At 30.6% G+C, this 25,510-nt stretch carries 26 protein-coding genes; 9 read left to right on the top strand and 17 right to left on the bottom strand.

Annotated features, from left to right (window positions below; genetic code table 11):
• Window positions 1-332: 332 nt before the first annotated feature.
• A complete protein-coding gene (locus tag ACJAX4_RS09915) occupies window positions 333-884 on the top strand; it encodes a biotin transporter BioY (protein ID WP_435789300.1) in 552 nt (183 codons plus the stop codon).
• Window positions 885-954: 70 nt separating this feature from the next.
• On the opposite strand, the gene ACJAX4_RS09910 is transcribed toward ACJAX4_RS09915, so the two are convergent.
• Together ACJAX4_RS09910 and ACJAX4_RS09905 are read right to left on the bottom strand one after the other, a co-directional pair.
• Window positions 955-1,293 (bottom strand): arsenate reductase family protein, encoded by a 339-nt coding sequence (locus ACJAX4_RS09910; RefSeq protein ID WP_435789299.1) that lies wholly within the window; start codon window positions 1,291-1,293, stop codon window positions 955-957.
• Between the two features lie 52 nt (window positions 1,294-1,345).
• Window positions 1,346-2,716, bottom strand: coding sequence for a hypothetical protein (locus tag ACJAX4_RS09905; protein ID WP_435789298.1), 1,371 nt, complete (start codon window positions 2,714-2,716; stop codon window positions 1,346-1,348).
• Window positions 2,717-2,894: 178 nt separating this feature from the next.
• Here ACJAX4_RS09905 and ACJAX4_RS09900 point away from each other — a divergent pair, with 178 nt between their 5' ends.
• The gene (locus ACJAX4_RS09900; RefSeq protein ID WP_435789297.1) at window positions 2,895-3,161 is read left to right on the top strand and encodes a hypothetical protein; all 267 of its coding nucleotides are present in this window, start codon (window positions 2,895-2,897) and stop codon (window positions 3,159-3,161) included.
• Between the two features lie 21 nt (window positions 3,162-3,182).
• On the opposite strand, the gene ACJAX4_RS09895 is transcribed toward ACJAX4_RS09900, so the two are convergent.
• The 6 genes from ACJAX4_RS09895 to ACJAX4_RS09870 all read right to left on the bottom strand — a co-directional run bounded on the left by ACJAX4_RS09895 (window position 3,183) and on the right by ACJAX4_RS09870 (window position 8,501).
• Window positions 3,183-4,394, bottom strand: a complete 1,212-nt coding sequence (locus tag ACJAX4_RS09895; RefSeq protein WP_435789296.1) for an ABC transporter permease — start codon at window positions 4,392-4,394, stop codon at window positions 3,183-3,185.
• Window positions 4,395-4,407: 13 nt separating this feature from the next.
• Window positions 4,408-5,100 (bottom strand): ABC transporter ATP-binding protein, encoded by a 693-nt coding sequence (locus tag ACJAX4_RS09890; protein WP_435789295.1) that lies wholly within the window; start codon window positions 5,098-5,100, stop codon window positions 4,408-4,410.
• A gap of 47 nt (window positions 5,101-5,147) precedes the next feature.
• Window positions 5,148-6,302 (bottom strand): efflux RND transporter periplasmic adaptor subunit, encoded by a 1,155-nt coding sequence (locus ACJAX4_RS09885; RefSeq protein ID WP_435789294.1) that lies wholly within the window; start codon window positions 6,300-6,302, stop codon window positions 5,148-5,150.
• Between the two features lie 186 nt (window positions 6,303-6,488).
• The gene (locus ACJAX4_RS09880) at window positions 6,489-7,361 is read right to left on the bottom strand and encodes a tRNA 2-thiocytidine biosynthesis TtcA family protein (RefSeq protein ID WP_435789293.1); all 873 of its coding nucleotides are present in this window, start codon (window positions 7,359-7,361) and stop codon (window positions 6,489-6,491) included.
• Window positions 7,362-7,460: 99 nt separating this feature from the next.
• Window positions 7,461-7,619, bottom strand: a complete 159-nt coding sequence (locus ACJAX4_RS09875; RefSeq protein WP_435789292.1) for a hypothetical protein — start codon at window positions 7,617-7,619, stop codon at window positions 7,461-7,463.
• Window positions 7,620-7,802: 183 nt separating this feature from the next.
• Window positions 7,803-8,501: a hypothetical protein gene (locus ACJAX4_RS09870; RefSeq protein WP_435789291.1), complete on the bottom strand. Its 699-nt coding sequence runs from the start codon at window positions 8,499-8,501 to the stop codon at window positions 7,803-7,805.
• 139 nt (window positions 8,502-8,640) lie between these two features.
• Between ACJAX4_RS09870 and ACJAX4_RS09865 the strand changes: the two genes are divergently transcribed.
• Window positions 8,641-8,856, top strand: coding sequence for a YwbE family protein (locus ACJAX4_RS09865; RefSeq protein WP_435789290.1), 216 nt, complete (start codon window positions 8,641-8,643; stop codon window positions 8,854-8,856).
• 637 nt (window positions 8,857-9,493) lie between these two features.
• Window positions 9,494-9,676: a hypothetical protein gene (locus ACJAX4_RS09860; RefSeq protein WP_435789289.1), complete on the top strand. Its 183-nt coding sequence runs from the start codon at window positions 9,494-9,496 to the stop codon at window positions 9,674-9,676.
• 126 nt (window positions 9,677-9,802) lie between these two features.
• Here ACJAX4_RS09860 and ACJAX4_RS09855 read toward each other — a convergent pair whose 3' ends face one another.
• From ACJAX4_RS09855 to ACJAX4_RS09845, 3 genes are all read right to left on the bottom strand, one after another.
• Window positions 9,803-10,957 (bottom strand): metallophosphoesterase, encoded by a 1,155-nt coding sequence (locus ACJAX4_RS09855; protein WP_435789288.1) that lies wholly within the window; start codon window positions 10,955-10,957, stop codon window positions 9,803-9,805.
• A 59-nt stretch (window positions 10,958-11,016) separates the two neighbouring features.
• Window positions 11,017-12,906, bottom strand: coding sequence for a type I pullulanase (gene pulA, locus ACJAX4_RS09850; protein WP_435789287.1), 1,890 nt, complete (start codon window positions 12,904-12,906; stop codon window positions 11,017-11,019).
• Window positions 12,907-13,031: 125 nt separating this feature from the next.
• Window positions 13,032-14,030 carry a LacI family DNA-binding transcriptional regulator gene (locus tag ACJAX4_RS09845; RefSeq protein WP_435789286.1) on the bottom strand — a complete coding sequence of 333 codons (999 nt, stop codon included), beginning with the start codon at window positions 14,028-14,030 and terminating at the stop codon, window positions 13,032-13,034.
• A gap of 334 nt (window positions 14,031-14,364) precedes the next feature.
• Between ACJAX4_RS09845 and pgmB the strand changes: the two genes are divergently transcribed.
• From pgmB to ACJAX4_RS09830, 3 genes are all read left to right on the top strand, one after another.
• A complete protein-coding gene (pgmB, locus tag ACJAX4_RS09840) occupies window positions 14,365-15,012 on the top strand; it encodes a beta-phosphoglucomutase (RefSeq protein WP_435789285.1) in 648 nt (215 codons plus the stop codon).
• A 50-nt stretch (window positions 15,013-15,062) separates the two neighbouring features.
• On the top strand, window positions 15,063-17,372 hold the full coding sequence (locus ACJAX4_RS09835) for a family 65 glycosyl hydrolase domain-containing protein (protein ID WP_435789284.1): 2,310 nt from the start codon (window positions 15,063-15,065) through the stop codon (window positions 17,370-17,372).
• Window positions 17,373-17,458: 86 nt separating this feature from the next.
• Complete coding sequence (locus ACJAX4_RS09830) at window positions 17,459-18,043, top strand: protein kinase (RefSeq protein ID WP_435789302.1); 585 nt, start codon at window positions 17,459-17,461, stop codon at window positions 18,041-18,043.
• Window positions 18,044-18,091: 48 nt separating this feature from the next.
• Here the strand turns inward: ACJAX4_RS09830 and ACJAX4_RS09825 are convergent, their stop codons facing one another.
• Window positions 18,092-18,574 (bottom strand): hypothetical protein, encoded by a 483-nt coding sequence (locus tag ACJAX4_RS09825; RefSeq protein WP_435789283.1) that lies wholly within the window; start codon window positions 18,572-18,574, stop codon window positions 18,092-18,094.
• Window positions 18,575-18,865: 291 nt separating this feature from the next.
• On the opposite strand from ACJAX4_RS09825, the gene hutG reads away from it, so the two are divergent.
• Together hutG and ACJAX4_RS09815 are read left to right on the top strand one after the other, a co-directional pair.
• A complete protein-coding gene (hutG, locus tag ACJAX4_RS09820) occupies window positions 18,866-19,879 on the top strand; it encodes a formimidoylglutamase (protein WP_435789282.1) in 1,014 nt (337 codons plus the stop codon).
• A gap of 54 nt (window positions 19,880-19,933) precedes the next feature.
• Window positions 19,934-20,122, top strand: coding sequence for a hypothetical protein (locus ACJAX4_RS09815; protein ID WP_435789301.1), 189 nt, complete (start codon window positions 19,934-19,936; stop codon window positions 20,120-20,122).
• Between the two features lie 45 nt (window positions 20,123-20,167).
• On the opposite strand, the gene ACJAX4_RS09810 is transcribed toward ACJAX4_RS09815, so the two are convergent.
• From ACJAX4_RS09810 to ACJAX4_RS09790, 5 genes are all read right to left on the bottom strand, one after another.
• Complete coding sequence (locus ACJAX4_RS09810; protein WP_435789281.1) at window positions 20,168-22,165, bottom strand: YgiQ family radical SAM protein; 1,998 nt, start codon at window positions 22,163-22,165, stop codon at window positions 20,168-20,170.
• 97 nt (window positions 22,166-22,262) lie between these two features.
• On the bottom strand, window positions 22,263-22,589 hold the full coding sequence (locus ACJAX4_RS09805) for a DUF192 domain-containing protein (RefSeq protein ID WP_435789280.1): 327 nt from the start codon (window positions 22,587-22,589) through the stop codon (window positions 22,263-22,265).
• 10 nt (window positions 22,590-22,599) lie between these two features.
• Window positions 22,600-23,511 (bottom strand): type II secretion system F family protein, encoded by a 912-nt coding sequence (locus tag ACJAX4_RS09800; protein WP_435789279.1) that lies wholly within the window; start codon window positions 23,509-23,511, stop codon window positions 22,600-22,602.
• 32 nt (window positions 23,512-23,543) lie between these two features.
• Complete coding sequence (locus ACJAX4_RS09795) at window positions 23,544-24,503, bottom strand: type II secretion system F family protein (protein WP_435789278.1); 960 nt, start codon at window positions 24,501-24,503, stop codon at window positions 23,544-23,546.
• A gap of 50 nt (window positions 24,504-24,553) precedes the next feature.
• A partial coding sequence (locus ACJAX4_RS09790; protein WP_435789277.1) for a CpaF family protein occupies window positions 24,554-25,510 on the bottom strand: 957 nt, incomplete at its 5' end.

Below are 25,510 nucleotides of genomic sequence, written 5' to 3'. Positions count from 1 at the left end.
ACACCCATTATAATAAAATTCTTTAAATTAAAGCTTTTATATCGGTATAAAGAATAAAGAGTTCCAACTATAAATGGTATCATACTAGCTAATTTTGTTTGAATTTCAACGAACTTAAAGAAATTAGTTAAAGACAATTTAAAACCTCCTGTTAAATATTTCAAGAAAAGCATAAACTATTGTTATACTCTATTTTGTTTGACTTTAAAAATAAATCGTGCTATATTATTGTAAACCAAATAATAAATTAAGTTTACAATGATAATTAAAGTGAATTCAACTAGATGCATAATGGAATTGTACAAGTTATAATTTTTTAGGGGGAATATATTTTGAAAATATCTACACGAGATCTAACAATTACTTCTTTATTTACAGCACTAACAGCGATAGGCGGTTTTATTGCTATACCTCTAGGGCCAGTTCCCATAACGCTTCAAACTATTTTTGTCGTTTTATCTGGACTTATATTAGGTGCAAAGCTCGGCGCTCTATCTCAAATTATATATGTTATTTTAGGTTTAGTTGGCTTACCCATTTTTGCTGGTGGAACTGGTGGCCTAACTTCTGTAGTAAGCCCTTCTTTTGGATTTGTAATAGGTTTTATCGCAGCAGCTTATGTAATAGGTAAACTAACAGAAAAAAACAAGTCTCTATCTACAATAATATACTCTGTGGCTTTGGGCAGTTTTGTAATATATCTCATTGGAGTTCCATACTTTTACTTTATATTTACAAGTTATTTAGGAAAAAGTATAAATTTTTATGGAGCGCTTAAGTACGCTTGTTTACCATTTATCCCTGGTGATATTGTAAAAGCTGTAATAACCATAATTTTAGCTAAGAAATTATTACCAATGCTTAAAAACATCAAGTCTAATTAACCCATAAATTAGTGTAGTATTCTAGAAGATGAATTATTGTTATCTCCTGGAATACTTTTTTATTTGTGTTCTATTCCCAGTTTGTCCATATTTCTGGTGCATATCCCACTGTTGCCTCTTTTCCATTACGTACTATAGGCGTATTCAACACTTGTGGATTTTCAAGTAAAATCTCTTCTTTAGTTTCCTCTCCTCTTATTTGATCCAAATTTAATTTTTTATAATCCTTTACCTTTGTGTTAATTAGTTTATTTATACCCACTGCATTTTTTACACTTTTTAGCTCACCCTTACTTAAGCCTTTAATTTTTAAATCAATAAATTGATATTTTATTTTTCTCTCTTTAAAAAATCTTTCGGTTTTTTGCGTATCAAAGCACTTTTTCTTTCCAAAGCATTGAATGTTCATTTCTTTTAACTCTCCTTAAAATAGATTAGTATATTTTTTAAAAATGATTAGACTATAATATTATCATAGCTAGTATCACTGTAGCAATTATACCACAGGTAACAGGTATAATATTCTTCCTGGCTACTTCAAAAGGTTCAACCTTACATACACCAGCTGCTGCAACCACGCTCCAAGGTATTATGGTTCCTCCCCCTATCCAAACAGTAATTATTTGACCAAAGGCCGCAATAGCCTCCTTATCTATATCAATAGCATTTGAGAATGTGTGAGCTAATGTTCCGACTATAGGAAGACCTGCAAAACCTGAACCACTAAGACCAAGAAGAGCACTTACTGATGTTTGGATACCTATGACGGAGTATTTGGATAAGGGCACGTTACTAGCCGCATATAATCCTATATCGCTTAAAATCCCACTAGCCCCTGGACCAAATATCTCTATTGCTGGACCTTCACTTCCTAAAAAAAAGAAAGCCCCGATAATTATAATTGGTGCAAATATATTTATACCAAAAGTAAACCCACTTTTAATATATTCAGTAACGTCTCCTAGGGAATTTTTAATACCAGAACGAATTATAGATGAAATTATCATTATTAATGCTGATGTTCCACCTATTAAAGCCGTAGATTCTAAGCCTTGAAGGCCTATTTTTTTTATGAATATGATATCTATTATTAAGACTAATGGAGCAGTTACCGCCATTATTTTTGCTCCTATTAATGTATTCTGCACTAATTCTTTAGGTTCAGTTATATCTGTATCAAAACTAATAGCTTTGCTCTTGTCTTTTTTCATAAGTATAAAGGCTGTAGTAATAGTAACTAAACTCATTACACCCCAAAACGGAATACTCGCTTTAATAATTCCTAGCGGACTATCCAAATTTGCAGCCTTAGCAGTTATTGATGGTGCTGCTTGTAGAACGAAATCACTCGATAAGGCTACACCCTTGCCAAATATACATAATACTACTGCAGCCCATACACGTGGCAACCCAGACTTAACTGCTGCAGGAACCATTAATGCTCCTATAAACACAACTGCAGGTGTTGGCCAAATAAACCATGAAATTATAGTCATGGTAATGCCTAGCACAAAAAAAGACATAGTTTTATTTATCATTAATTTCTTCATTGGTTTTATAATTATCTCATCAGCGCCTATATCTGTGAGTGCACTAGACATTGCATTAACGAGTGCAATAACTACAACCACTTCAATAAATTCCTTCCCAGATACCACTATTGCTTTATATATAATCTGAATAGCACTTAAAATATTACCAGTAAAAATATACCCTATTACTCCAATTCCTAAAATACACGGAAGTATAACATCTTTTTTAAGTGCGATTATCACTATAATTATTACAATTATTATAAGGTACACATAATGAATTAGAGCTAAATTTACCATGCTATTTATTCCTCCTATGTTATAGAATTGTACATAGAATTGAGTATATGCAATATTGAAAGAAAATAATCAAAGTTCAAATATATTGCATGACTTTAACTATGTTTTATGATAGACTTATGACTAATAAAAGTTCATGGCTCTTATCTAAGATTGAATACAAGCAAGGAGGTTAAAAATGTTAAAAATTTGGGGCAAATTAATGAATGATAATAGAATGATAATGGACGAAGTTGCAATGTCTGAAGACCAAGATAGTTATCAAGAAAATTTAAAAATATGTATAACAGAATTGTGTTACAAATTTGATATTTCAACACCTTACTGGCTAAAATCTAATATCAATGAATATAATAAAAGACATAAAACTAGTTTTGATGAAAATAATTTTATAGACGAAATTCACTTTGATAAATTTATGATAGAAGAATTTGAAGCAAAATAAAATAGTGCCGCTGGCACTATTTTATTCATATCTAAGCGCATCAATTGGATCTAATTCTGCTGCTTTCTTAGCGGGGTATATCCCAAAGAAAACACCTACTGCTGAAGAAAACAAAATAGATCCTACTACTGCAGTTAAAGATACAACGGGTGTTATCCCAGCAAAACTACCAATTATCTCTGCACCAACAATTCCGAGTATCATTCCGATTATACCTCCTATTGAGGACAAAATAACTGATTCAATCAAAAACTGCATTAATATTATTTTAGTTGTTGCTCCTACTGCTTTTCTTATTCCTATCTCCCTTGTTCTTTCTGTAACCGATACAAGCATTATGTTCATTACGCCGATTCCACCAACCAGTAACGATATAGCCGCAACAGCACTTATGAATGCTGTAAATATTCCAAGAACGCTGTTAATTTGCTCGAGAACTGCGAGCGCATTATCTGCTGAATATATTTCTTTTCCTCTGTTATTGTGCCTTGATTCTAACATGTTTATTGTACCATTTCCAACAGATTCGCTATTATCTTGTGAATCTGCCATAACAGTCATAGAACTTATTTTAAATTCATTGGACTGTAACGTACTCAAAAAGGTTACCGGAGAAGTTATTATAATCGGTTTACCAGAATTTCCTCCATTTCCAAAAGGAGAGGTTATTCCTTTCTCAACACCTACAATAGTCATCTTTTTAATTATTGTATTCTGACCTACTTTAATACTTTCACCTACAACATCGGAATAACCAAATAGTGTAATTGCATCTGCTTCGTCAATTATTCCTACTGCAGTTCCTTGTTCATATTCCTTTTTACTAAAATATCTTCCAAAGATAATCTCGGTATTATTTATATATGCAAGGTCTGGTGATCCTCCCCTCATAAACGCAGTTTTACTACTGTTTTCAGAAAAAACAGAACCTCTAACTTGAAAAGATGGACTTGCATATTTAATACTTTCGTTTTTTTGTTTTAGCTGTTTAACATCTTCTAATGTAATAAAATCTGTTGACTGCGCATTTTCTCCACTTACACTAACTGTAACGGATGAAGCCCCCAATTTTTCAAATTCACCTGTGATAGCTAATTGTCCTCCTTTACCAAGCGATACTATTGTTATAACTGAACTTATACCAATTATTATTCCAAGCATAGTAAGGAAAGCTCTCATTTTATTTGCCTTTATACTTGATAAAGCCGTTTTTACACTTTCAAATATATTCATTTACTCACTCCCATTATAAAACAATTCGTTTGTTAACAGTTGAATCTGATACGATTTCTCCATCTCTAAACCTTATTATCCTATTTGTATGGTCTGCAATATCATTTTCATGTGTTACCATGAGTATTGTAGATCCTTCGTTATTCAAATCTTTAAATATTTTCATTATATCTTCTGAGGACTTAGAATCAAGATTTCCTGTAGGCTCATCTGCCATTAGTACTGCAGGCGAATTAACTATTGCTCTCGCTATCGCAGCTCTTTGTTTTTGTCCACCAGATATTTCATTTGGCATATGATTTACTCTATCAGAAAGGCCTACTTTTTCAAGAGCTTGTAGTGCTTTTTTCTTTCTTTCCTTAGAAGGTATTCCTGCGTACATCATCGGAAGCTGAACATTATCAAGTAAGCTAATCCTTGGAATAAGATTAAATGATTGAAACACAAATCCTATTTCCTTATTTCTAATATAGGCAAGTTCATCACTACTGAGAATTGAAATATCTTTTCCATTTAAAACGTACTTGCCACTATTCATTTTATCAAGACACCCAAGTATATTCATCAAAGTAGATTTGCCAGAACCAGAAGCCCCCATAATCGCTGTAAATTCTCCCTTTTCAATCCTTAAGCTAATATTATTTAAGGCTATAATTTCAACGTCTCCAGTTATATATTTTTTTGTAAGATCCATTACTTCTAACATTTATATTCCTCCTTGGATTCACTTGGTGAAAATAAAATATAATTATCTTACTGTACCGTCTCATTTACAATTATGCCGTCTTTAATTGAAGTTGAAGGATTTAATATAACTTTATCACCAGTCTTAACCCCTTTAGTTATTTGGACTTCAGTATCAGACTGAGTTCCTACTGTTACCTTAAGTTCGGAAACCATATCTTCTTTAACAACGTATACTAAATATTTGTTGCCTTTTTCTACCTTTAGCGCCTCAGAAGGAATTTTAATAGCCTTTGCAACTTCTTCGACTAAAATATCTACATCTATATCAAAATCTATCTTTAAATCAGGAGCTTTATCTAAAATGTCTATTTCCACTCCTAATGTTATTTCGATTCCAGTTACTCCCACTGCTTTATTGGCTGCAGGATCTATAAATGAGATAGTTCCGCTATAAGCATTAACTCCATTTTCAATGCTAACTTTTTGACCGATTTTAACCTTATTAGCATCATATTTGCCAAGTGATGCTGATGCCTTTAAATTTTCTAAATCTTGAACTACTACAGCTGCTTCCATTCCATTTCCTACAGAACCTATAATTGCGTTAACTTTTGTTACCACTCCAGCGTTTGTGGCTACAATTGTGCTTTTATTCTTCGCTACATTTTGCTTTGCCGATGTTAATGATATCTCTGCTGACTTTATAGCATTATCTGATTGTTTTAATTTCTCAGTTGAAATCGTAGACAAGCCATTCCTTTGCTGTTTAGATGTTTCTAACTTTACTTTATCTGTAGGGTTTTCACTTTTTTCTAAAATGTTAATTTCTTTATCTAAATCTGAGATTTTATTTTTAATATTAGTATTTTGGTTAGATAAATCTTGTTTTGATAGCATTGCATTATCATACTGAATTTGTGCTTGGCTAACTGTTGAAGCCAAATCCTGAGTTTCATAACCTATTAATACGTCACCTATTTTAACTTTGTCACCTACTGACACATTAACCTTTTTAATTTTAGCTTGAAGACCATAATATTCTTTTTTATTTTTTGATTTTACTGTTGCGGTAGTAGATATATATGATTTAAGTTCACCTACCTTAACTACGGAGGTTTTTACTGTTGCAATTTTACTACTTTTTCTCTTTTCACTTATTACAAATACACCACTTAAAATAGCTAATACAATTAAACCATAAATTAGTGTTTTCTTTTTCATCGTTGCTCCTCCTTATAAATGACCAATTATAATTAAACTTCATAATTCATACACTTCTAAAGGATTTCTAAAATTTTTCTAAAATATACATAGAAACAAAAAAAATACACAATATATTCAAAAATTCTTCAGAAATTTTAATAAAAAAAATAGCAGAAGAACAAATAAATGTTCAACTGCTAATTATTAATCTTCATCTTTATCATAAAAATCTAAGTATGAGTGTTTTTCTCCATCCTGCTTCCAGCCTAATATAGAATCCATATTAACATTTTGTGCCGCACTAAAAATAGATTTATCAACACCACTAAAATTCTTCTTTAACTCTTTGACTAAATCTTTAACTTCATTGCGTTTATTTCCTATTTTTTTAGCTGCAACCATGCAAGCGCAGTTTAGTGGCGAAATACCACTGTTTCGTGTAAAATCTTCAATATATTCTTCCTCAATATAATAAAGTGGCCTGATCAATTCCATTTCATCAAAATTTTTAGATTTTAATTTGGGAAGCATGGTCTTAAAATTCCCTGAGTAAAGAATATTTAACATTGTGGTTTCTACTACATCATTAAAATGATGTCCGAGTGCAAGTTTGTTACATTTTAGCTCCTCTGCCTTTGCATATAAAGCTCCACGACGCATTTTCGCACACATATAACAAGGATAATCCTTTGCTATGTTATCAATTATATCAAAAACACGTGATTCAAATATTTTCACTGGAATATTTAAATGTTCACAATTGTCAATTAATAATTCCTTTATATTTGCATGATAACCAGGATCCATTGCAATATACTCCAGTTCAAAATTAACTTTACCGTGAAGTTGTAACTCTTGAAATAATTTAGCCATTATTAGACTATCCTTACCTCCCGAAATAGCTACAGCAATTTTATCACCTTCGGAAATTAACTTATAGTCAATTATAGCCTTAATAAATTTTGACCAAATAGGTTTTCTGTAGTATGTAATAAGACTGCGTTCTATTTCAGCTACTGATTTCCTTTCATTCAGTGGTACTAATATTTCACACCCTTCTCCTGCTATATTTCCCATTAACTCACTCCTTTTTTATTATTCTAAGTAAAAAAGACTTTAGATTAAGTCTAAAGTCTTTTTTAATTTATTTTTACCATTATAGTTATTCATATAATTCTATCTATCAAATAAACCGCCTGTTTTCTTAGTACTCCTTGCTGCTTTCATTTTCTTACCAATTACTTTATCTGGTCTTGAAACAGAACCCTGCTCAGAACTCTTCTTATTCTTCTCTTCGATAATTTTTTTCATCATTTCAATATTATTAGTTGACATAAATGTTTCCTCCTTTAGCAGCCAATCAAAGAATGTTAAATGCTATAGAATTTATGTTTTAATTTATAATTTCTACATTTTATTTTGTACACTCAAGCTTAACTTGTTGCTTTCTCTACATGTCAGTTTACCTTACTTAGCTAAAAAAATCAACATAATGTTTCCTTATCACCTCGTACTAACTTAATGATTAACAATATTGTCCAACTTAGTCAGTACATTTTTGTATCCTTGCTTTATAATATCGTTATTATATAAATTTTCATAGGTTAACTTATCTAAATCAAATGCTATAGCATCCAAGTAATTATCCCCAAAAATTTTTTTAATAAACATCTCATAGTCATTCTTTATTAATGAGAAGTTCTTTTCCTCGTAATGGTACCCTTTTGTATCATTATTTAGTTTTTCTATAATTCCATATAATTGGTATATATAGCTCATTTCTTTTAAATCTAATATCTTTTGTAAAGCTACTATAGCTCCAGCATAGTTGATATTCATTGGTATAGGGTAAATATTACATTTATTATTAACATCAAAATCTTTTAACATCCTTATGCTTTGAAATAGTGTAGTACATATATCTAGCCGAATAATAGCACCATACTCACTTAGCTTACGGGTTTTATTTTGCTCCTCATATTCTTTCTTAGCACTTTCAATTTTATTTTGCGTCTCAACTGCTTTAAAAGTGGAATTTTTATTTATTAACCAGCTAAAGATACCACCTAAAATGGTACCTGTTATGATAGCAATAGAGGTTATCATTGGAGTTACTAGATTATCCGGTATTAATAAAAATGATTGTAGCATCAGAATTACTCCTTTCAAAAAAGTAGTTTCTACACTATAGTAACCATACAATCTTATTTTATTCATTCATCCTCACTCATTGATTTTAAATATATTTTGACAAAACCGTTACAATTAGAGTATTGTTTGTGTATAAGGCTATTTTATATATTTACTAAAGATATAAAATATACTTTAAAGTAATTTTCTTAAAGGAGACCAACTAATGAATACACAAAAGGATAGCAAAGGACAAATAAGAAGTAATATACCTATCGGTATTACAGTAGACGTTGTATTAAAAAAAGACCAAAGAACGGATAAATTAACTAGAGGCGTTGTAAAGAGGTTATTAACAAACTCGGCAGTACATCATAGGGGCATTAAGGTTATGCTCGAGGATGGCCAGGTCGGAAGAGTTCAAGCCATTATTTCAAAATAAATGCTTTAACATTAAAAACCAATTTACCATTATATTTAATGATAAATTGGGTTTTTTATTATTTACACATAAAAAGCTTGATATTTTAGATGAAATGTTGTATACTTAAAAAGTTACTTAGTAATGCGAAATATTTACAAAATCATAAACATTTGCTACATCATAGCAATGTCGGATCATTAAAACACTTAACAATCGAGAAGAAATGAATTGCAATTCTTAAGTTTTCACCCTTTTCATTCTAAAATTTCTTAATGAATTCCTATTAAAATTTTGTTTATTAACCTACTGATAACTCGTATAACAGAACGTGATTTGTTATATAACGATATTGTATTAAAAAAGCAAAAGACTTTTTTTCGCGACCGCACAAACTTATTAAGGGAGGTATATATATGAAAAAAGACGAATTAGTTGAAATTACAGAAGAAGAAGTAATCAATGAATGTTTAGAATGCCTAGACTAAAAATAAGAAGCAAATCTATCACTGTTATAATTCTAGTGTAGGTTGCTTTTTTTTACGTTAATAGATTATTAATATTTTTACTAAATAAACTTTTAAATAAAGGATATTGCTATCATGTATAGAATAAGTATAAGAACAGAATATTCTGTACATGAAAGGGCGTGCGTATAATGTTAACGATTTCTTTTATTGGTGGCGACAAAGAACTACTCGATTTGAAACAATCAGAAAGTGATGCATTTAAAAGTTGGTTTTATAATTTTGAAAACTCTAGGCCTCATGAGGTAAATACTATGGGTAAAAAATATCTCTTTAATAAAAAAGCGATTGCTTATATTGAGATAGAACCTTAAAGGTTCTTATTAAACTAAAGAAATCAATACTTATTATAATAATTTTAATAAAGTACAAAAGCCTGCAATTTAAAAACTGCAGGCTTTTCATTGATTTGGATCTAACTAAAATTTATATTAAGATTATTATTTGAATTCCAGTTCTACTTGAACTATTTCTGAAGATGATCCTATTCTTATAGGTGGTCCCCAGGTCCCAACTCCACTCGAAACAATTACATTATATGGCCCTTTAGTAAGTAAACCAAAATCATTTTCAAATAACCTCTTAGTAATGATATTCGCTGGTAGCAATTGGCCTTTGTGTGTATGTCCTGAAAATTGAAGATCCACACCAGCTTTTTCACCTTGACTAAGCTTTGAAGGTTGATGATCTATTACAATAATAGGTAAGTTCTTATCCGCCCCTATTAGTAAATCATCAATACTTTTTCGTTTTGTTTTAGAATATCTCTCGTATGAGATATCTTCTCTTCCTACAATGTAAAAGCTATTATCTATTAATACTTTATTATCCCTTAATATATTAAAACCTGCAGAATTTTCATATTCATAAACTATCTTATCTATTGACCCTCCATAATACTCATGGTTACCAAAAGCCACGTGAACCCCATATTGGGATTTTATTTTTTTGAATTCTTGGCCCATATCTTGATCAATAAAGGGTTTTATATAATCATCAATAATATCGCCAGCTATTATTACTATATCTGGTTTTAATTCATTTATTTTACTTACTATTTTTGAAAGTCTTTGCTTATCAACAATATCACCAAGGTGTAAATCAGATAGCATTACAACGTTTAATTTTTTTAACTTACCAGCATCCTTGTTAATTTTCAATGCATACTTTGTTGTTTTAAGATTTGTTGCATTGTAAGTTCCATACACTAGCAAAACGGATACAATAATAATCGCCAAAACATTAGACATAGAATATACCTTTTGTAGAGTATTGGTGTTTATAAATGAAAACATTTTTATACCTAATATTAATTTTAGGATATCTATGATTCCTAGTAAAATAAGAAAATATAAAAAAGCTGCCATCCAATATGCGCCAATAATATTAAGAGATTTTTCGAAAAAATGAGGTACTTTATTTTTAGAAATTCTACCTATCACAAAGGAGATTGCAATAAAAATAAACAGCGCCCAATATAGATAAATGCTTGTTTTAGGAATTACCCTGTTTACGAAGAGCCATCCTTTTTTACCAACATAAATGTTAGCTACAATAAAAATTATAAAAGAGAAAAATATTTGAAAATATATCATTTGTTATAGCCCCTCCAAACTTCATATAAAAATACGACCTTAGGTAGTCTCTTTATTAGTCATTTACATAATATATAGGTAGAAATAGATGGTACTATTACTTCATTAAAGCAAATTATAGAGCCTTTGTTTAATCCGTTTTTATCAACTTCATATTCATTTGCCAAAACTTTCCACGCGCTTGCATCAGGTAGCGCTACTTTTATGGATTCGTTATTAGAATTATGAATTATAATCAATTTACTATAATCATCTTTAAATGGTGATGTTAATTCATAAGCTACCGAATTAAGTGGTGTTTGGAGAAAAATCAAGGCTTTTCTTACTTCCTCTGCACAGTCTAAAGTCATAACCTTTTGGCTTTTTCTTAAAGAAATTAACCCTTTAATATATTCATATGTTTCTGTGCATTCAGCTTTTTTGCTCCATAATATTTCATTAACAGCGTCCCCTGCATTGTAGGAATTATGATTTCCCTGTTTAGACCTTAGTATTTCAGTTCCACCTTGAATAAAAGGCACACCCTGAGATGTAAGAATTATGGAGAGTGCTAGCCTATTCATTTTTTCCCTTTCAATTTTAGTATTATTTTCATTGCTTTTTTCTATTTTATCGTATAAGCACAAATTATCATGGGCACTTACGTAGTTAATCGTTTCTCCAGGCTCTTTAGCGAAATTAACTATATCATTGCTATAATTAATACTACCCACAATCCCCTTTTTAACTTCTGTTTCAAGTCCTGAACCACCATTTACAAAACCAATTCTAGTTCCGTCATTATCCCCTTTTAGTGCATCCCTGAGATTGTCATTAAATACAGATAACTGCATACCCCTTTGGCTTCCTTTGCTTAATTGTAATGAAGGATCTAATGCTGATGTTCCACCTGTCCATGGCTCACCATAAATGATAATATTAGAGTTTATAATTTTTGCCTGCTTTTCAATTTCTTTCATTGTATCAATATCATGAAGAGCCATTAGATCAAATCTAAACCCATCTATTTTATATTCTTCAGCCCAAAACTTAATACTATCCACAATAAATTTTCTCATCATTGTTTTCTCAGAGGCAGTCTCATTCCCACACCCTGAGCCATTAGTATAATTACCTTGATCATCCTTTCTATAATAATATCCGGGCACCAAGATATCCATTGGTGAATTCGCAATAGCAAAAGTGTGATTATACACAACATCCATAATTACACTTATTCCATTTTCATGCAGTGTTTGGACCAATGACTTAAACTCTCTAATTCTAACTGTGCCATCACTAGCGTCTGTAGCATATGAACCTTCCAACACATTATATAAATAAGGATCGTAGCCCCAATTATAACCATCTTTAGTTTCATCCACACTTGCGAAATCATAAACAGGCAATAAATGAACATGAGTTATCCCTAAATCTTTAAGGTGGTCAAGTCCTGTAACCACACCTTCGGAAGTTTTAGTGTTTTTCTCAGTAAAACCTAAATACTTGCCTTTATTTTCAATTCCGGAGTTTACGTCTACTGAAAAATCTCTGACATGGACTTCATATATTATTGCCTGGGTTCTATTAATCCCTACAGGTATTTTATGTTTTTCCCAATTATAAGGATTTAAAGAAGAAAAATCTACAATCATACCTCTTTTACCATTAGCGTTTGCACCTTTAGTATAGATATCAGGTGTTTCCTTTTTCTCTCCATCTTTATATACTAAGTAATTATAATACTTGTTTTTAAAATCGCCCAAAAGCACAAGCTCCCAAATCCCCTTATTTACTTTTGTCATTTCATATTCTTCTCTTTTGTCATCTTCATAATTCTCATAAACTAATAGTGTTATTCTTTCTACGGTAGGTGCCCAAACCTTAAATGTTGTACTAAGAGGTGTATAAACTGCGCCTAAATCATTACCATCATATGTTGATTCTTTGTCTTCTAATATTATTTTCATTATCAAATATCTCTCCTTAAAATCTTGATGTTCTCTAACAACTATTGCGTAACATAAAATATATTAATAGCTATTTTATTCATAGTATGTAAGTGTACTTGAAAAATAACCCTAGAAGTCTAGAGTTATTTAGTTGATTCTCTTTCAACTAGTTTTGTGTCAATAATATAATTATTGATATCCTCTTTTACATTTTCTAATTTATTTATTAATAGTTTAACTGCAAAGTAACCTAATTCTTCCGAATTAATATCCACTGAAGATATTGAAGGGTTTCGATAGGCAGCTAGTGGTGTATTATTAAACCCAACAACTGAAACATGGTGGTCTGCGGTTTCGGTAATAGCTTTTGAAGCACCAAAAGCTATTAAATCATCAGTTGTAACAACAGCTGTAGGACTCGACACGCATAATATTTTTTTCATAGCCTCATATCCGCAAGTTTCAGTAAAATCTGTTAACTCTATCATATTTTCGTCTATTTTTAAGCCAAGATTTTCCATAGCTTTTTTATATCCTTCTAATCTATTTATAGTTACATTTAGAGTAGGTGAACCCCCTATAAATGCAATTTTTCTCTCACCGTTTTGTATAAGGTAATTAACAACACTGTACATTGCATGGAAATTATCATTATCAACCCATAAAGTCTCCTCAGTATCTACTGGTTTACCTATTACTACGAAGGGGTAATCTGCTTCTTTTAAATAAGCTATGCATTTGTCATCTTTTCTTACCACTGGTAAAATAATGCCATCAACTCTTCCACTATTGATTAGACTTGCTATATATTCAACTTCTTGACTTTCATTATTACTGTACGTGTACATAATGTAATACCCTTTTTTTTGCGCATAATGACTTATACCTCTCATAATTTGAACGAAAAATGGATTAGCAAATAAATCTTCATTAGTATTTGGCAAAATAAGTCCTATTGTCTTTGTCGTTTTGCTAACTAGACTTCTAGCTATTGCATTTGGGTGATAATTCATTTCTTTCATTACTCTATATACAATTTTTTTAGTTGCATCACTAATTTTCGGATTGTCAGCAAGTACTCTTGAAACTGTTGAGGGTGAAACGTTTGCTTTTTTTGCTACTTCTCTAATTGTTATTGCCATGAAAATTTCACTTCCTACCTTCTAAAATGTTCTACTTTAATTATATAATTAAAGTTATCATAGTGCAACCGTTTGCTAACAAAAATCTCTAATACACAGTTCATATAACTCAATTTTATTTTTGATTGATGAATACTTATAATAACCACACCATATTAATAATAAATGGTAGATTTTCTTGAGAATTAATACGAAATTATCATAGATAAAAAATAATACATATTAATTTATGCAAACGCATTCACAAATGAATAATTTTATATTATTATAGTAGTGTACTGTTTAAAAATATTATCAATTTAATCAATCACACATAAAATTTAAGGGGGAAACTATGAATAACATTAAAGCAATCATATTTGATCTAGACGGAGTATTGGTTGATACTGCAAAATATCATTATTTGGCATGGAAGAAATTAGCTGATGAACTTAATATAGATTTTTCTGTAGAAGACAATGAACGATTAAAAGGTGTAAGCAGAATGCAATCGTTGGACATTATATTAGAGATAGGATGTATCACATTAGATAATATTACAAAATTAGATCTAGCACAAAAAAAGAACAGTTGGTATGTGGAGTATATTACTAAATTAACACCAGATGATATTTTACCTGGTGTTATACCATTTATAAAAAGCATTAAGAATAGCAATATAAAAATGGCTTTAGGTTCTGCAAGCAAGAACTCAATGCTTATTCTTAATAAACTAAACTTAACCAATTACTTTGATGCAATAATTGATGGCACAAAAGTATCTAAAACAAAACCCGATCCTGAAGCTTTTTTAAAGGGTGCTGAAGCACTTAAGGTTTTACCATGTCAATGCATTGTATTTGAAGACGCTGAAGCAGGCGTAGAAGCTGCCATTAATGCAGGAATGCATTGCATCGGTATAGGTTCTGAGAATATCTTAAATAAGGCTGATTTAGTTTTCTCAGGCTTTACTGATATTGTTTTTGATAAATTAGAATTATAGTGTAAAAAATCTTTTGTTATTTTTTACGTATAATAACTAGGAGGTTTTTAATGGAACACTGTTATAAATTAGACGAATGGAATATTATTGAACAAGGGTTTAGCGATGATACTAATGAAATATCCGAAAGCATTTTCAGCCTAGGCAATGGCTATATGGGACAACGAGCAAATTTCGAAGAAGAATACAGTGGTAAATCTCTTAAAGGAAATTATATTGCTGGTGTATACTATCCTGACAAAACAAGAGTCGGATGGTGGAAAAATGGTTATCCAGAATATTTTGCCAAGGTATTAAACTCTACAAATTGGATAGGTATTAGCATTAAAATCAACGATATTTCTTTGGACCTTTCTAAGTGCATAGTAAAAGATTTTGAAAGAGTTTTGAATATGAAAGAAGGATATCTTGTAAGAAGCTTTGTAGCCATACTTTCAAATGGAAATGAGGTTATAGTAAAATCCAAAAGATTTGTAAGTATGACACGTGGAGAAATAGGAACCATCAAATACTCTATAAAACCATTAAATTTTAGTGGCAAATTTGAGATTACACCTTACCTAGATGGTGATGTTGTTAATTCTGACTCCAACTATAATGAGAAGTTTTGGGATGAGATAGCCAAGGAAACTACATCTTATGAAGCATATCTACTGTTAAAGACTAAAAAATTAGATTTCCACATCTGCACATATATGTCCTATGAATTAACGTTAAATGGTAAAACATTAAAACCAATTGTAGCACTAACCCAAAGTGAAAAGTATGTATCTAACACTGCTGTAATTAATTGTATTAAAAACGATGAAATTATAATTTATAAATATGTTGCAAATACTTCATCAAGATATTATGAAGTCGCAGAGCTAATAGAAATAACTAAAGAGCATCTAAAAAGCGCTCAAAAAATCGGATTTGAAATGCTATTAAATGAACAATCCAATGCATGGAAAAACAAATGGAAAGGTAGCGACATAGTTATTGAGGGCGATGTGTCTGCGCAACAGGGTATTAGATTTAATATATTTCAACTAAATCAGACATATAATGGTGAAGATCCTAGGCTGAATATAGGCCCAAAAGGTTTCACTGGAGAAAAATATGGAGGAAGCACTTACTGGGATACTGAAGCTTACTGCATTCCATTTTACTTAAGTACGTCAGATCAAAAGGTATCTAAAAATCTCTTATTATACAGATATAAGCACTTACAAAAAGCTATAGAAAATGCAGAAAAGTTGGGATTTACAAATGGTGCTGCTCTATACCCTATGGTAACAATGAATGGAGAAGAATGTCATAACGAATGGGAAATAACCTTCGAGGAGATACATAGAAATGGCGCTATAGCTTATGCTATATATAATTATGTGAACTACACTGGTGATAAATCTTGTCTTTCTGAGTTTAGTTTTGAAGTGCTAGCAGCTATATCAAGGTTTTGGGCTCAAAGAGCTACTTTTTCAAAGAATATAAATAAATTTGTAATTTTAGGCGTTACTGGACCTAACGAATATGAAAACAATGTAAATAATAACTGGTATACTAATAAAATTGCCTGTTGGACCCTACAGTATACCCTGGAAGTTATAAATTATTTAAGTGAAAATGAACCTGAAAGATTTAGTGAACTAATGGAAAAAATTAATTTAAAAAATGGTGAAATAACTGTTTGGAAGAATATTATTCAAAATATGTATTACCCATATGATGAGGAACTTGGAATTTTCCTTCAACAAGACGGTTACATGGATAAAGAGCAGACATTGGTTGTGGACCTAGATAAAAATCACTTACCATTAAATCAAAAATGGTCATGGGACAGAGTTTTGAGGTCTTGTTTTATAAAGCAAGCAGATGTACTTCAAGGAATTTATTTATTTGAAGATGAATATGACTCAGATACGATTAGAAAAAATTATAATTTTTACGAGGCTAGAACAGTTCACGAGTCTTCCCTGTCCCCTTGCATTCATACAATTTTAGCAGCTAAAATTGGAGACCATGATAAAGCTTATGAAATGTATTTAAGGGCCTCTAGACTTGACCTTGATAACTATAACAACGACACAAATGATGGCTGCCACATAACTAGTATGGCAGGAAGTTGGATGGCTATAGTCCATGGTTTTGGTGGACTCAGAGTTAGAGATAATAAACTCATTTTAGCTCCGTTCATTCCGAAGAATTGGAGTTCATGTTCCTTTAAAATAATGTTTAGGGGCACACTTTTAAATATAAAAGTTACTAAAACCCTTCTTGAAATTCGAAATGAAAATGATTTAGGTGTTAATTTATCAGTATTTAACGCTGATTATAGCTTGAGTGCAAAGGGTTATCTCCAAATTACATTACAATAAGTTAGATTTATAATATTCTTAACTTATATTTTATAATTTTCAATCATATAATATAATTATATAATTGTAAAGAAGATGATAATATGATTCAAGATACAAATTATTATATTAGGTTAAATAGTCGGGTTGAAAAAATACTTAGAACATCTCAATTTTTAGGTTCAGGTCATAATGGTATAGTTTACTTACTGCCCGACAATAGAGTAATTAAAATTTTCAAGAATAAGAAAGTTTGTGAGACGGAATACAATATTCTTAGGAGAACTAGAGGAAGCAAATACTTTCCTAAAGTTTATGAACGTGGTTCTTACTATATTATAAGAGATTATGCAAGTGGACAGCGCCTAGATAAATATATTAAAAGGCATGGCATCAATAGCCAAATATCTCGTAATATAGTAAAACTTATTTGTGAATTCAAGAAACTTAAGTTTAATAAACTAGATATTAGGTGTAAGGATTTATACTTGAAGGAAGACTTTTCTATTATGGTCATTGATCCCAAAAACAATTATTCAAAAAAAGTCATTTACCCTAGACATTTAATGAAAGGTTTGAATAGATTAGGTGTAATTGAAGAGTTTTTATCAGTAGTGCACGAAGTAGATTTCGGATTTTATAAGCTATGGAACTTTAGATTTAAACAGTATCTAGAAAAAAATATAAAATAATATAAGAGGCTGTAGTTTATAAAAATTACGGCCTCTCATACTATTGTCCTATTGCAATACATCTAGTTGTCTTAATTCGTCTAAAAACTGTTCGAAATTTAGTACCCTTGTAGAATCTAATATGATCTTTGCGTTTCTCATCATCCTTTTATCTTCAGTTACAAGTGTATAGTCTTCATTTTTTTCGCAAAGATTTATTAAACCATAATCATTTATAGAAATTTTATCTCCATTGTTAAAATATATATTTTTATTTTGCTCATATTTAATAAAATCGCTTTCTATTACTTGTTGAGTATTGCTAGCACCCGCGTTAGTTATAATATGACCTAATAATTTCATGAATTTAGTTGATAGTACAAAATCTTTATTAAATTTTATATACTCTTTTACAGACAACTCTCCAGCTATATCCTGAGATATTTTGAAATCGATATATTCTGTAGTTTCAATAGCATCAAGTAAACGAGGATATTTATCCCATACTTTTATAACTATATTGGCATCTAATAAATATTCTTTACAAATCATTTTTTTATCTCCTTTTACAAATAATCTAATTAGATTTTCAATAAAAAGATACCAGTAATCATTATTATATCATTAATAACAAAAACTTATCCAATTCTTGCCTTAGTTAAAATACTATCAATTTGCATTTTAACCACCTATAACTAGTATTATTTATATTATATTCATTAATAAATAAATGGTTAACTATAATCTATTAATGACTGTTTTCAGCTTGATAAATCCGAATAATGGCACTATAATTGAAATAGTAATAATTGATTTGTTTAATATAACTACAAGGAGGACAAAATGTTTGATATAAACTATAAACCAACTGATAAAACACTTTGGAAAGGAAGAATTGATAGTGAGAGTAATTTTGATGCCTTTCGATGGCATCAATGGGTGAAAATAATTGATTTACGAGAAAATAATTTAATTCCATTCAAGGGTATGCTTGGATTTGCATTTATAGGGTTTTGTTGCGATGCAGGTGTTAAACGTAATAATGGCAGATCTGGTGCTGCTAATGGACCAGAAAGTATTAGACGAGAACTTGCTAATCTTCCTTGCCTATTTTCTGAAGAAGTAAAACTTTTTGATGCAGGCAACATATATTGTGAAAATATAACACTAGAAGAAAGTCAATATTTACTTTCTAACGCAATAGAAAAAATTCTAAACCTAAACCTTTTCCCGATTGTTTTAGGTGGGGGCCACGAAATAGCTTTTGGGCATTACACTGGAATATTGAATTATTTAAAAGAAAAAAGCAATAAGCCGAGTATTGGTATAATAAATTTTGATGCTCACTTTGACCTTAGGCCTTATCCTACTGGTGGGAGCTCTGGAACTATGTTTAGGCAAATAGCGGATGTATGCAAAATAGATGATTTAAAGTATTCTTATCTATGTATTGGAGTCCAAAAACATAGTAATACTATTGATTTATTTAAAACAGCGGATAAGCTTGGAGCTGAGTATATATTAGCAAAAGATATTGTAGATAGTGATAGTTCGAATGTATTCGAGAAATTGGATAAGTTTATAAAAACTCAAGATAAAATATACATAACCATATGTTCCGATGTGTTTTCAACAGCATATGCACCTGGTGTAAGTGCATCGCAACCTTTAGGACTTGACCCAGAAAGAGTATTAAAGTTCCTGAGGTATATCTTAAAGTCTAATAAAGTGGTTAGTTTTGACATAGCAGAAGTCTCACCAAGATTTGATCAGGACAATGTCACTTCAAATTTGGCAGCAGTATTGATTTTTTCAATAGTTAATTCCCTATGTGAAATTCATAATTTAGATTTATAAATCAAATAATTTACCAAGGAAGGAGTTGTTGTTTTGCAGCTAATAAACAAATCTATAGAAGTTCAAGTATTTTTAAAGGGTAGTAAACAAGCCGTTATTTATAAAGGTGACAGAATTGATGTTTTAGATTTTGAAATGAACAGAATTAAATATAAGCAAATAAGATATTTTAGAAATGGTTTAAGTAAAAGTGAACTAGTGGAAGAAGAATCTATTAATAAAATAGTTAAATTGGAGACATAATAAAACCTACATCCATGTTGTGGATGTAGGTTTTATTATGTTTTTCTATTTTCTTTTTTTATTTTTCGCCTTGTTTTTGTTATCTTGTCTACTACCAAAATTTGTTTTGCCATTCGTATTGGAGGGAGTATTTTTCTTTTTAGAGTTTTTATCTATAGGTCTATCTGAAGTCTTGCTTCTTATATTTTTGCCTTTTAGATCTTTTTCTTTGACCTTTGTGTTACTGGAATGTTCATTATTTTTATTTCCTCTTGGTTTTATTAAACACTTAGGGCCGTAACCAATAAGATCTTCTCTATTGGCCTCGGTTAATGCTGATAACACTAAATCATATTTCATTGGATCTTTATATTGAAGTAATGCCCTTTGCATGGCTTTTTCATGCTTGTTTTTAGGTACATAAACTTCTTGAAGAGTATTTGGATCAAGTCCCGTATAATACATAGTTGTTGAAGGTGTACCTGGGGTTGGATAAAAATCCTGAACCTGTTCCGGTTGGTAATTAATATCTCTAAGGTATTCTGCTAGTTCTACTGCTGAACTTATTGTACATCCTGGGTGACTAGACATTAAATAAGGTATAAGATATTGTTTTTTTTCTATTTTCTCAGTTGCCTTATAAAACTTTTCTCTGAATTTATCATAAGTTTTGCCTGCTGGTTTTCCCATGAATTTTAAAACTTTATGAGAAACATGCTCTGGCGCTACCTTTAGTTGACCACTAACATGGTGCTTAATAAGTTCATTAAAAAAGGTTTCATTTTTGTCTGCCATAATATAATCATATCTGAGACCTGACCTTACAAAAACTTTTTTAACATTTGGCAATTCTCTAAGCTTTCTGAGGATACCTAAATATTCCATGTGATCAACCTTTAGGTTCTTGCATGGGCTAGGATGCAAACATTGCTTATCCTTACAAGCGCCTACCTTTAATTGTTTATCACATGCAGGTTGCCTAAAATTAGCCGTAGGACCTCCTACATCATGAATATACCCTTTAAAATCCTTAAGTTTTGTAATTTCCATTGCTTCTTGAACTATTGAATTTTCACTTCTACTTTGCACAATTCTACCTTGATGAAAAGTTATAGCACAGAAAGCACAGCTACCAAAACACCCTCTTGAACTAACTAAACTAAACTGAACTTCTTCTATAGCTGGGATTCCTCCGAGCTTTTCATAAATAGGATGGTAATTTTTTTGGTATGGCAAATTATAAACAGCATCTAATTCTTCTCTAGTAAGTGGCATTTCTGGTTTGTTTTGAACTAGATACTTATTAGTATGCTTTTGTACTATAATGCCCCCCCTAATAGGATCTTGTTCATCATATTGTATTTTAAAAGCCTGTGCATATTTTTTCATATCAGTGCAAACTTCTTTATAAGAGGCTATTTCAACATAGTCCCCTATACTTTCTATATCCTCTGTAACATAAGATGTTCCAAGCACCTGTGTTATGGCTTTTATATCTATACCCTCATTTAATTTATTTGCAACGTTAACGATTTGCTTCTCACCCATACCAAATATTAGTAAATCGGCTCCACTATCAATTAACATAGATTTACGTACCTTATCACTCCAATAATCATAGTGTGCAAACCTTCTTAGACTTGCTTCTATGCCACCAATTACAATAGGAATATTTTTATAGGCTTCTCTTATTTTATTGCAGTAAACTATAGTTGCTCTGTCGGGTCTAAGTCCCATCTTAGAACCAGGAGAATACAGATCTTTTTCTCTTAACTTCTTACTCACTGTATAATGATTAACCATAGAATCCATATTACCAGAATTAACTAAAAATCCTAGTCTTGGTCTACCAAGTCTTTTAAAATCTTCAGTGTCCTTCCAATCAGGTTGTGCTATTATTCCTACTTTATATCCTTCATTTTCTAAAACTCTTGAAATAATTGCCGTTCCAAAACTGTGATGATCTACATATGCATCGCCAGTAACTAAAATAAAATCCAATTCAGTCCAACCTCTATCTAAAATATCACTTTTACTAATAGGTAAATATTTATTATCCTTCATTATTTCCACCTTCTTTTGTTATAATCGTAAATTGTAACATCTAATTCAAAATACAATTATATCATTGTTTACGATTTATTTCTTTGAAAATAATAAATTAAAAATATAGTTTACATCCCTCTTCAATATTACTAAATGAGCCAGCTTTAGATTCTAATACTGCCCTAGCACCCCTTACCTTAGTTACAACTTGTCCTTTTCTTAAATTTTCTATTTTTTTAATAACCTCCATATGCTCATCCAGGAACAAAACATCAATATTAAATTTCATAAAAAATGTATGTATGCTATTACATGGATTTAAAAGAATAGCGTTATGATGAGGTGTTTTTCTAAACATATACCCAAATAGTCTTTTAGTAAACTCATCAGCTATTAATACATCAAGTATAGTTACACCATTAAATTTTGATTTTTTAATCATCTTTTGCCTCCTATAGTATGTCCATAATTTTAAGAATTGCAGGGCCTAGAATTACAATGAATATTGAAGGGAAGATAAAAAATATAAGTGGAAATAGCATCTTTATAGGCGCTTTCATAGCCTTTTCTCTTGCCATTTGCGTTCTATGTTCTCGTAAGGCTACTGACTCAACTCTTAACACATTTGAAAGACCAACACCTAAATCATCAGCTTGAATTAAAGATGTTAGTAGCAGAGATAGTTCCTTTACTTCACACCTTTCACTCATATTTTTAAGCGCTACTTTTCTTTGTATTCCCATACGTATTTCTTTGAGTGTTTTTGCAAACTCATCACATAACTCTCCGCTTATATTTGCAATTACCCTTGACATAGCACCATCAAAAGACAATCCAGCTTCAACACTTACTGTTATTAAGTCTAGTGTATAGGGTAATTCTTTTACAATCATTTTCTTTCTTGCACTTATTTTTTTTGAAAGATAGAAATTAAAGCAGGTGCTAATAAGTATCATTATAAGCAATGCAAAGAGAAGTGATTTAATAAAACTAACTGTGATTAAATAGATTAATAATCCAAATAATATTGACAAAATCAGCATAATCATAATTCTAGTATATAGCCAATTTTCAGGGGTGCTACTTTTTAATAATCCTGCCTTTTCTAATTTTTTCTTAAGTATATCAATTTTGCGCCTTGGCGTTGCTTTTATTAAAAATTTACTTATTCGCTCGTAAAAAGGTGTAAGCGCTCTTTGTGAGAAAGATGTTTTATCAATATCTAATTTAGTATCCGTATCAATATTTTTTATTTGCTTTATTCTGGTTCCAACGGTTATCTTATTTTTACTTAGAATAATCATAGTTCCATACGAAAACATAAAGATAGCTATAAAACAGATAAATAATAAAATATATAGCAATGTTATCACCTCAACCATTTTTTGTATTTTTTTTATATATCAATTTTTATAATCTTCTTTATCATAATCAAACCTAATATTTGATTTAAAAATGCTGCTATTATCATTCCTAGACCAACTGGTGTAGTAAATAGTGGCATCATATATTCTTTATTAAATAAATAAATGATAAAACCTAAAAAGAATGGAATAGACATTACAATGCCTCCGGCTAGTCTCCCTTGTGCTGTCAATGTTTTAATTTCATTTTGAATCTTTTGTCTTTCTCTTATAGTATTTGATATATTATCCAATATTTCTGATAAGTTTCCACCTATGTCCTTTTGAATTAAAATAGCATTTACTATTAGTCTAAGATCATCTGAATCCATTCTATTTAGCATATTTTGCAAAGCAATTTCTTCAGCAATGCCTAAACTCATCTCTTTCAAAAGTTTCTTGAATTCTTTAGAGAAAGGGTCTTTTGTTTCTTCAGCTACGGCTGATATAGCTTGTAAAAAAGAATAACCTGCTTTAAGTGAGTTTGAAATAATCATTGTACCTTCATTTAGCTGTTCATTAAAGAGCTTAATTCTTTCTTTTTTTCTACGGGATATGATGACTATAGGTATATTCCAAACTATAACGAACACAATAAACACAATAATAAAATCCTTTGAAAGTACAAATGTTAAAAGTGCAAAAGCTGTTGATGAAATCATTTTTATCACTAATAGTTCTTCTACAGTAATAGGACTATCACTTTTCATTAATTCAATCTCTAATTTTTTATCATGATTTTCACTAAGTTTTATATTAGGAATTAGATTTGATAATATTTTCAGAAAACTTGTTTTACTTTTCTTCCTTTTTTCAATTTTTTCTTTTATTACATAATCACTATCATAGTATTTTAATTTCTCAATGGGCTTTTCCTTATAGAATATATTTAGTAGGCCAATTATCAGTGTCCAAACAAAGAAAAAAACAAGCAACATTATAATATATATCATTTTCATCACATCCACTTTTTATTTTAAATACATGAAAAGAATTACACTTATTAATAAAAGATGCCCCCCGGTAGATTAATACCTCTTTCTTTAAATTTCTCAAGAAATTTTGGCATGACTCCTGTAAATGCATATTCTCCTTTTATCTTTCCTTTATTATCTAATCCCTTTTGTTCAAATTTAAAAATATCTTGTAGGATTATAACCTCACCTTCCATACCTTGAACTTCTGTTATATGAGTTACTCTTCTACTACCATCCATAAGTCTTGACTGTTGGATAATTAAATCAATAGCTGAAGCTGTTTGATCTCTAATAGCCTTAATAGGTAGATTCATTCCAGACATAAGTACCATAGTTTCAAGTCTTGATAACATATCTCTTGGAGAGTTTGCGTGACCTGTTGTTAATGAACCATCATGACCGGTATTCATAGCTTGAAGCATATCTAAGGTTTCTCCTGAACGTACCTCTCCAATTATTATCCGATCTGGTCTCATTCTTAAACTATTTTTAACTAAATCTCTTATACTTACTTCCCCTTTACCTTCAATGTTAGAGGGCCTTGTTTCAAGTCTCACAACATGTATTTGAGAAAGTTGTAGTTCCGCCGCATCCTCAATAGTAACAATACGTTCTGTTTCAGGTATAAAGGAAGAAAGTACATTTAAAGTTGTGGTTTTCCCACTACCAGTTCCACCTGAAACAACAATATTTAAACGTCCTTCAACGCAATATTTAAGCAGTTCTGCCATCTTTGAGCTAAGAGTTCCAAAATTTATTAAATCTTCTACTTTAAAAGGATCTTCAGCAAATTTTCTTATAGTAATTGAAGGCCCATCAATGGCTAGTGGTGGTATTATAGCATTTACTCTAGAACCATTGGGTAGTCTTGCATCAACCATAGGTGAACTCTCATCTATTCTTCTTCCAATAGGAGCAACAATTTTTTTAATAACATGCATAACATGATTATTATTTTTAAATTTAGCATCTGTAAGCACCAG

The organism is Clostridium sp., from assembly GCF_051278035.1.
In the GTDB taxonomy this organism is placed as follows: domain Bacteria; phylum Bacillota; class Clostridia; order Clostridiales; family Clostridiaceae; genus Clostridium_AD.
Note: the sequence above shows the minus strand (reverse complement) of the source record. Positions and strands in the feature narration are given on the sequence as shown.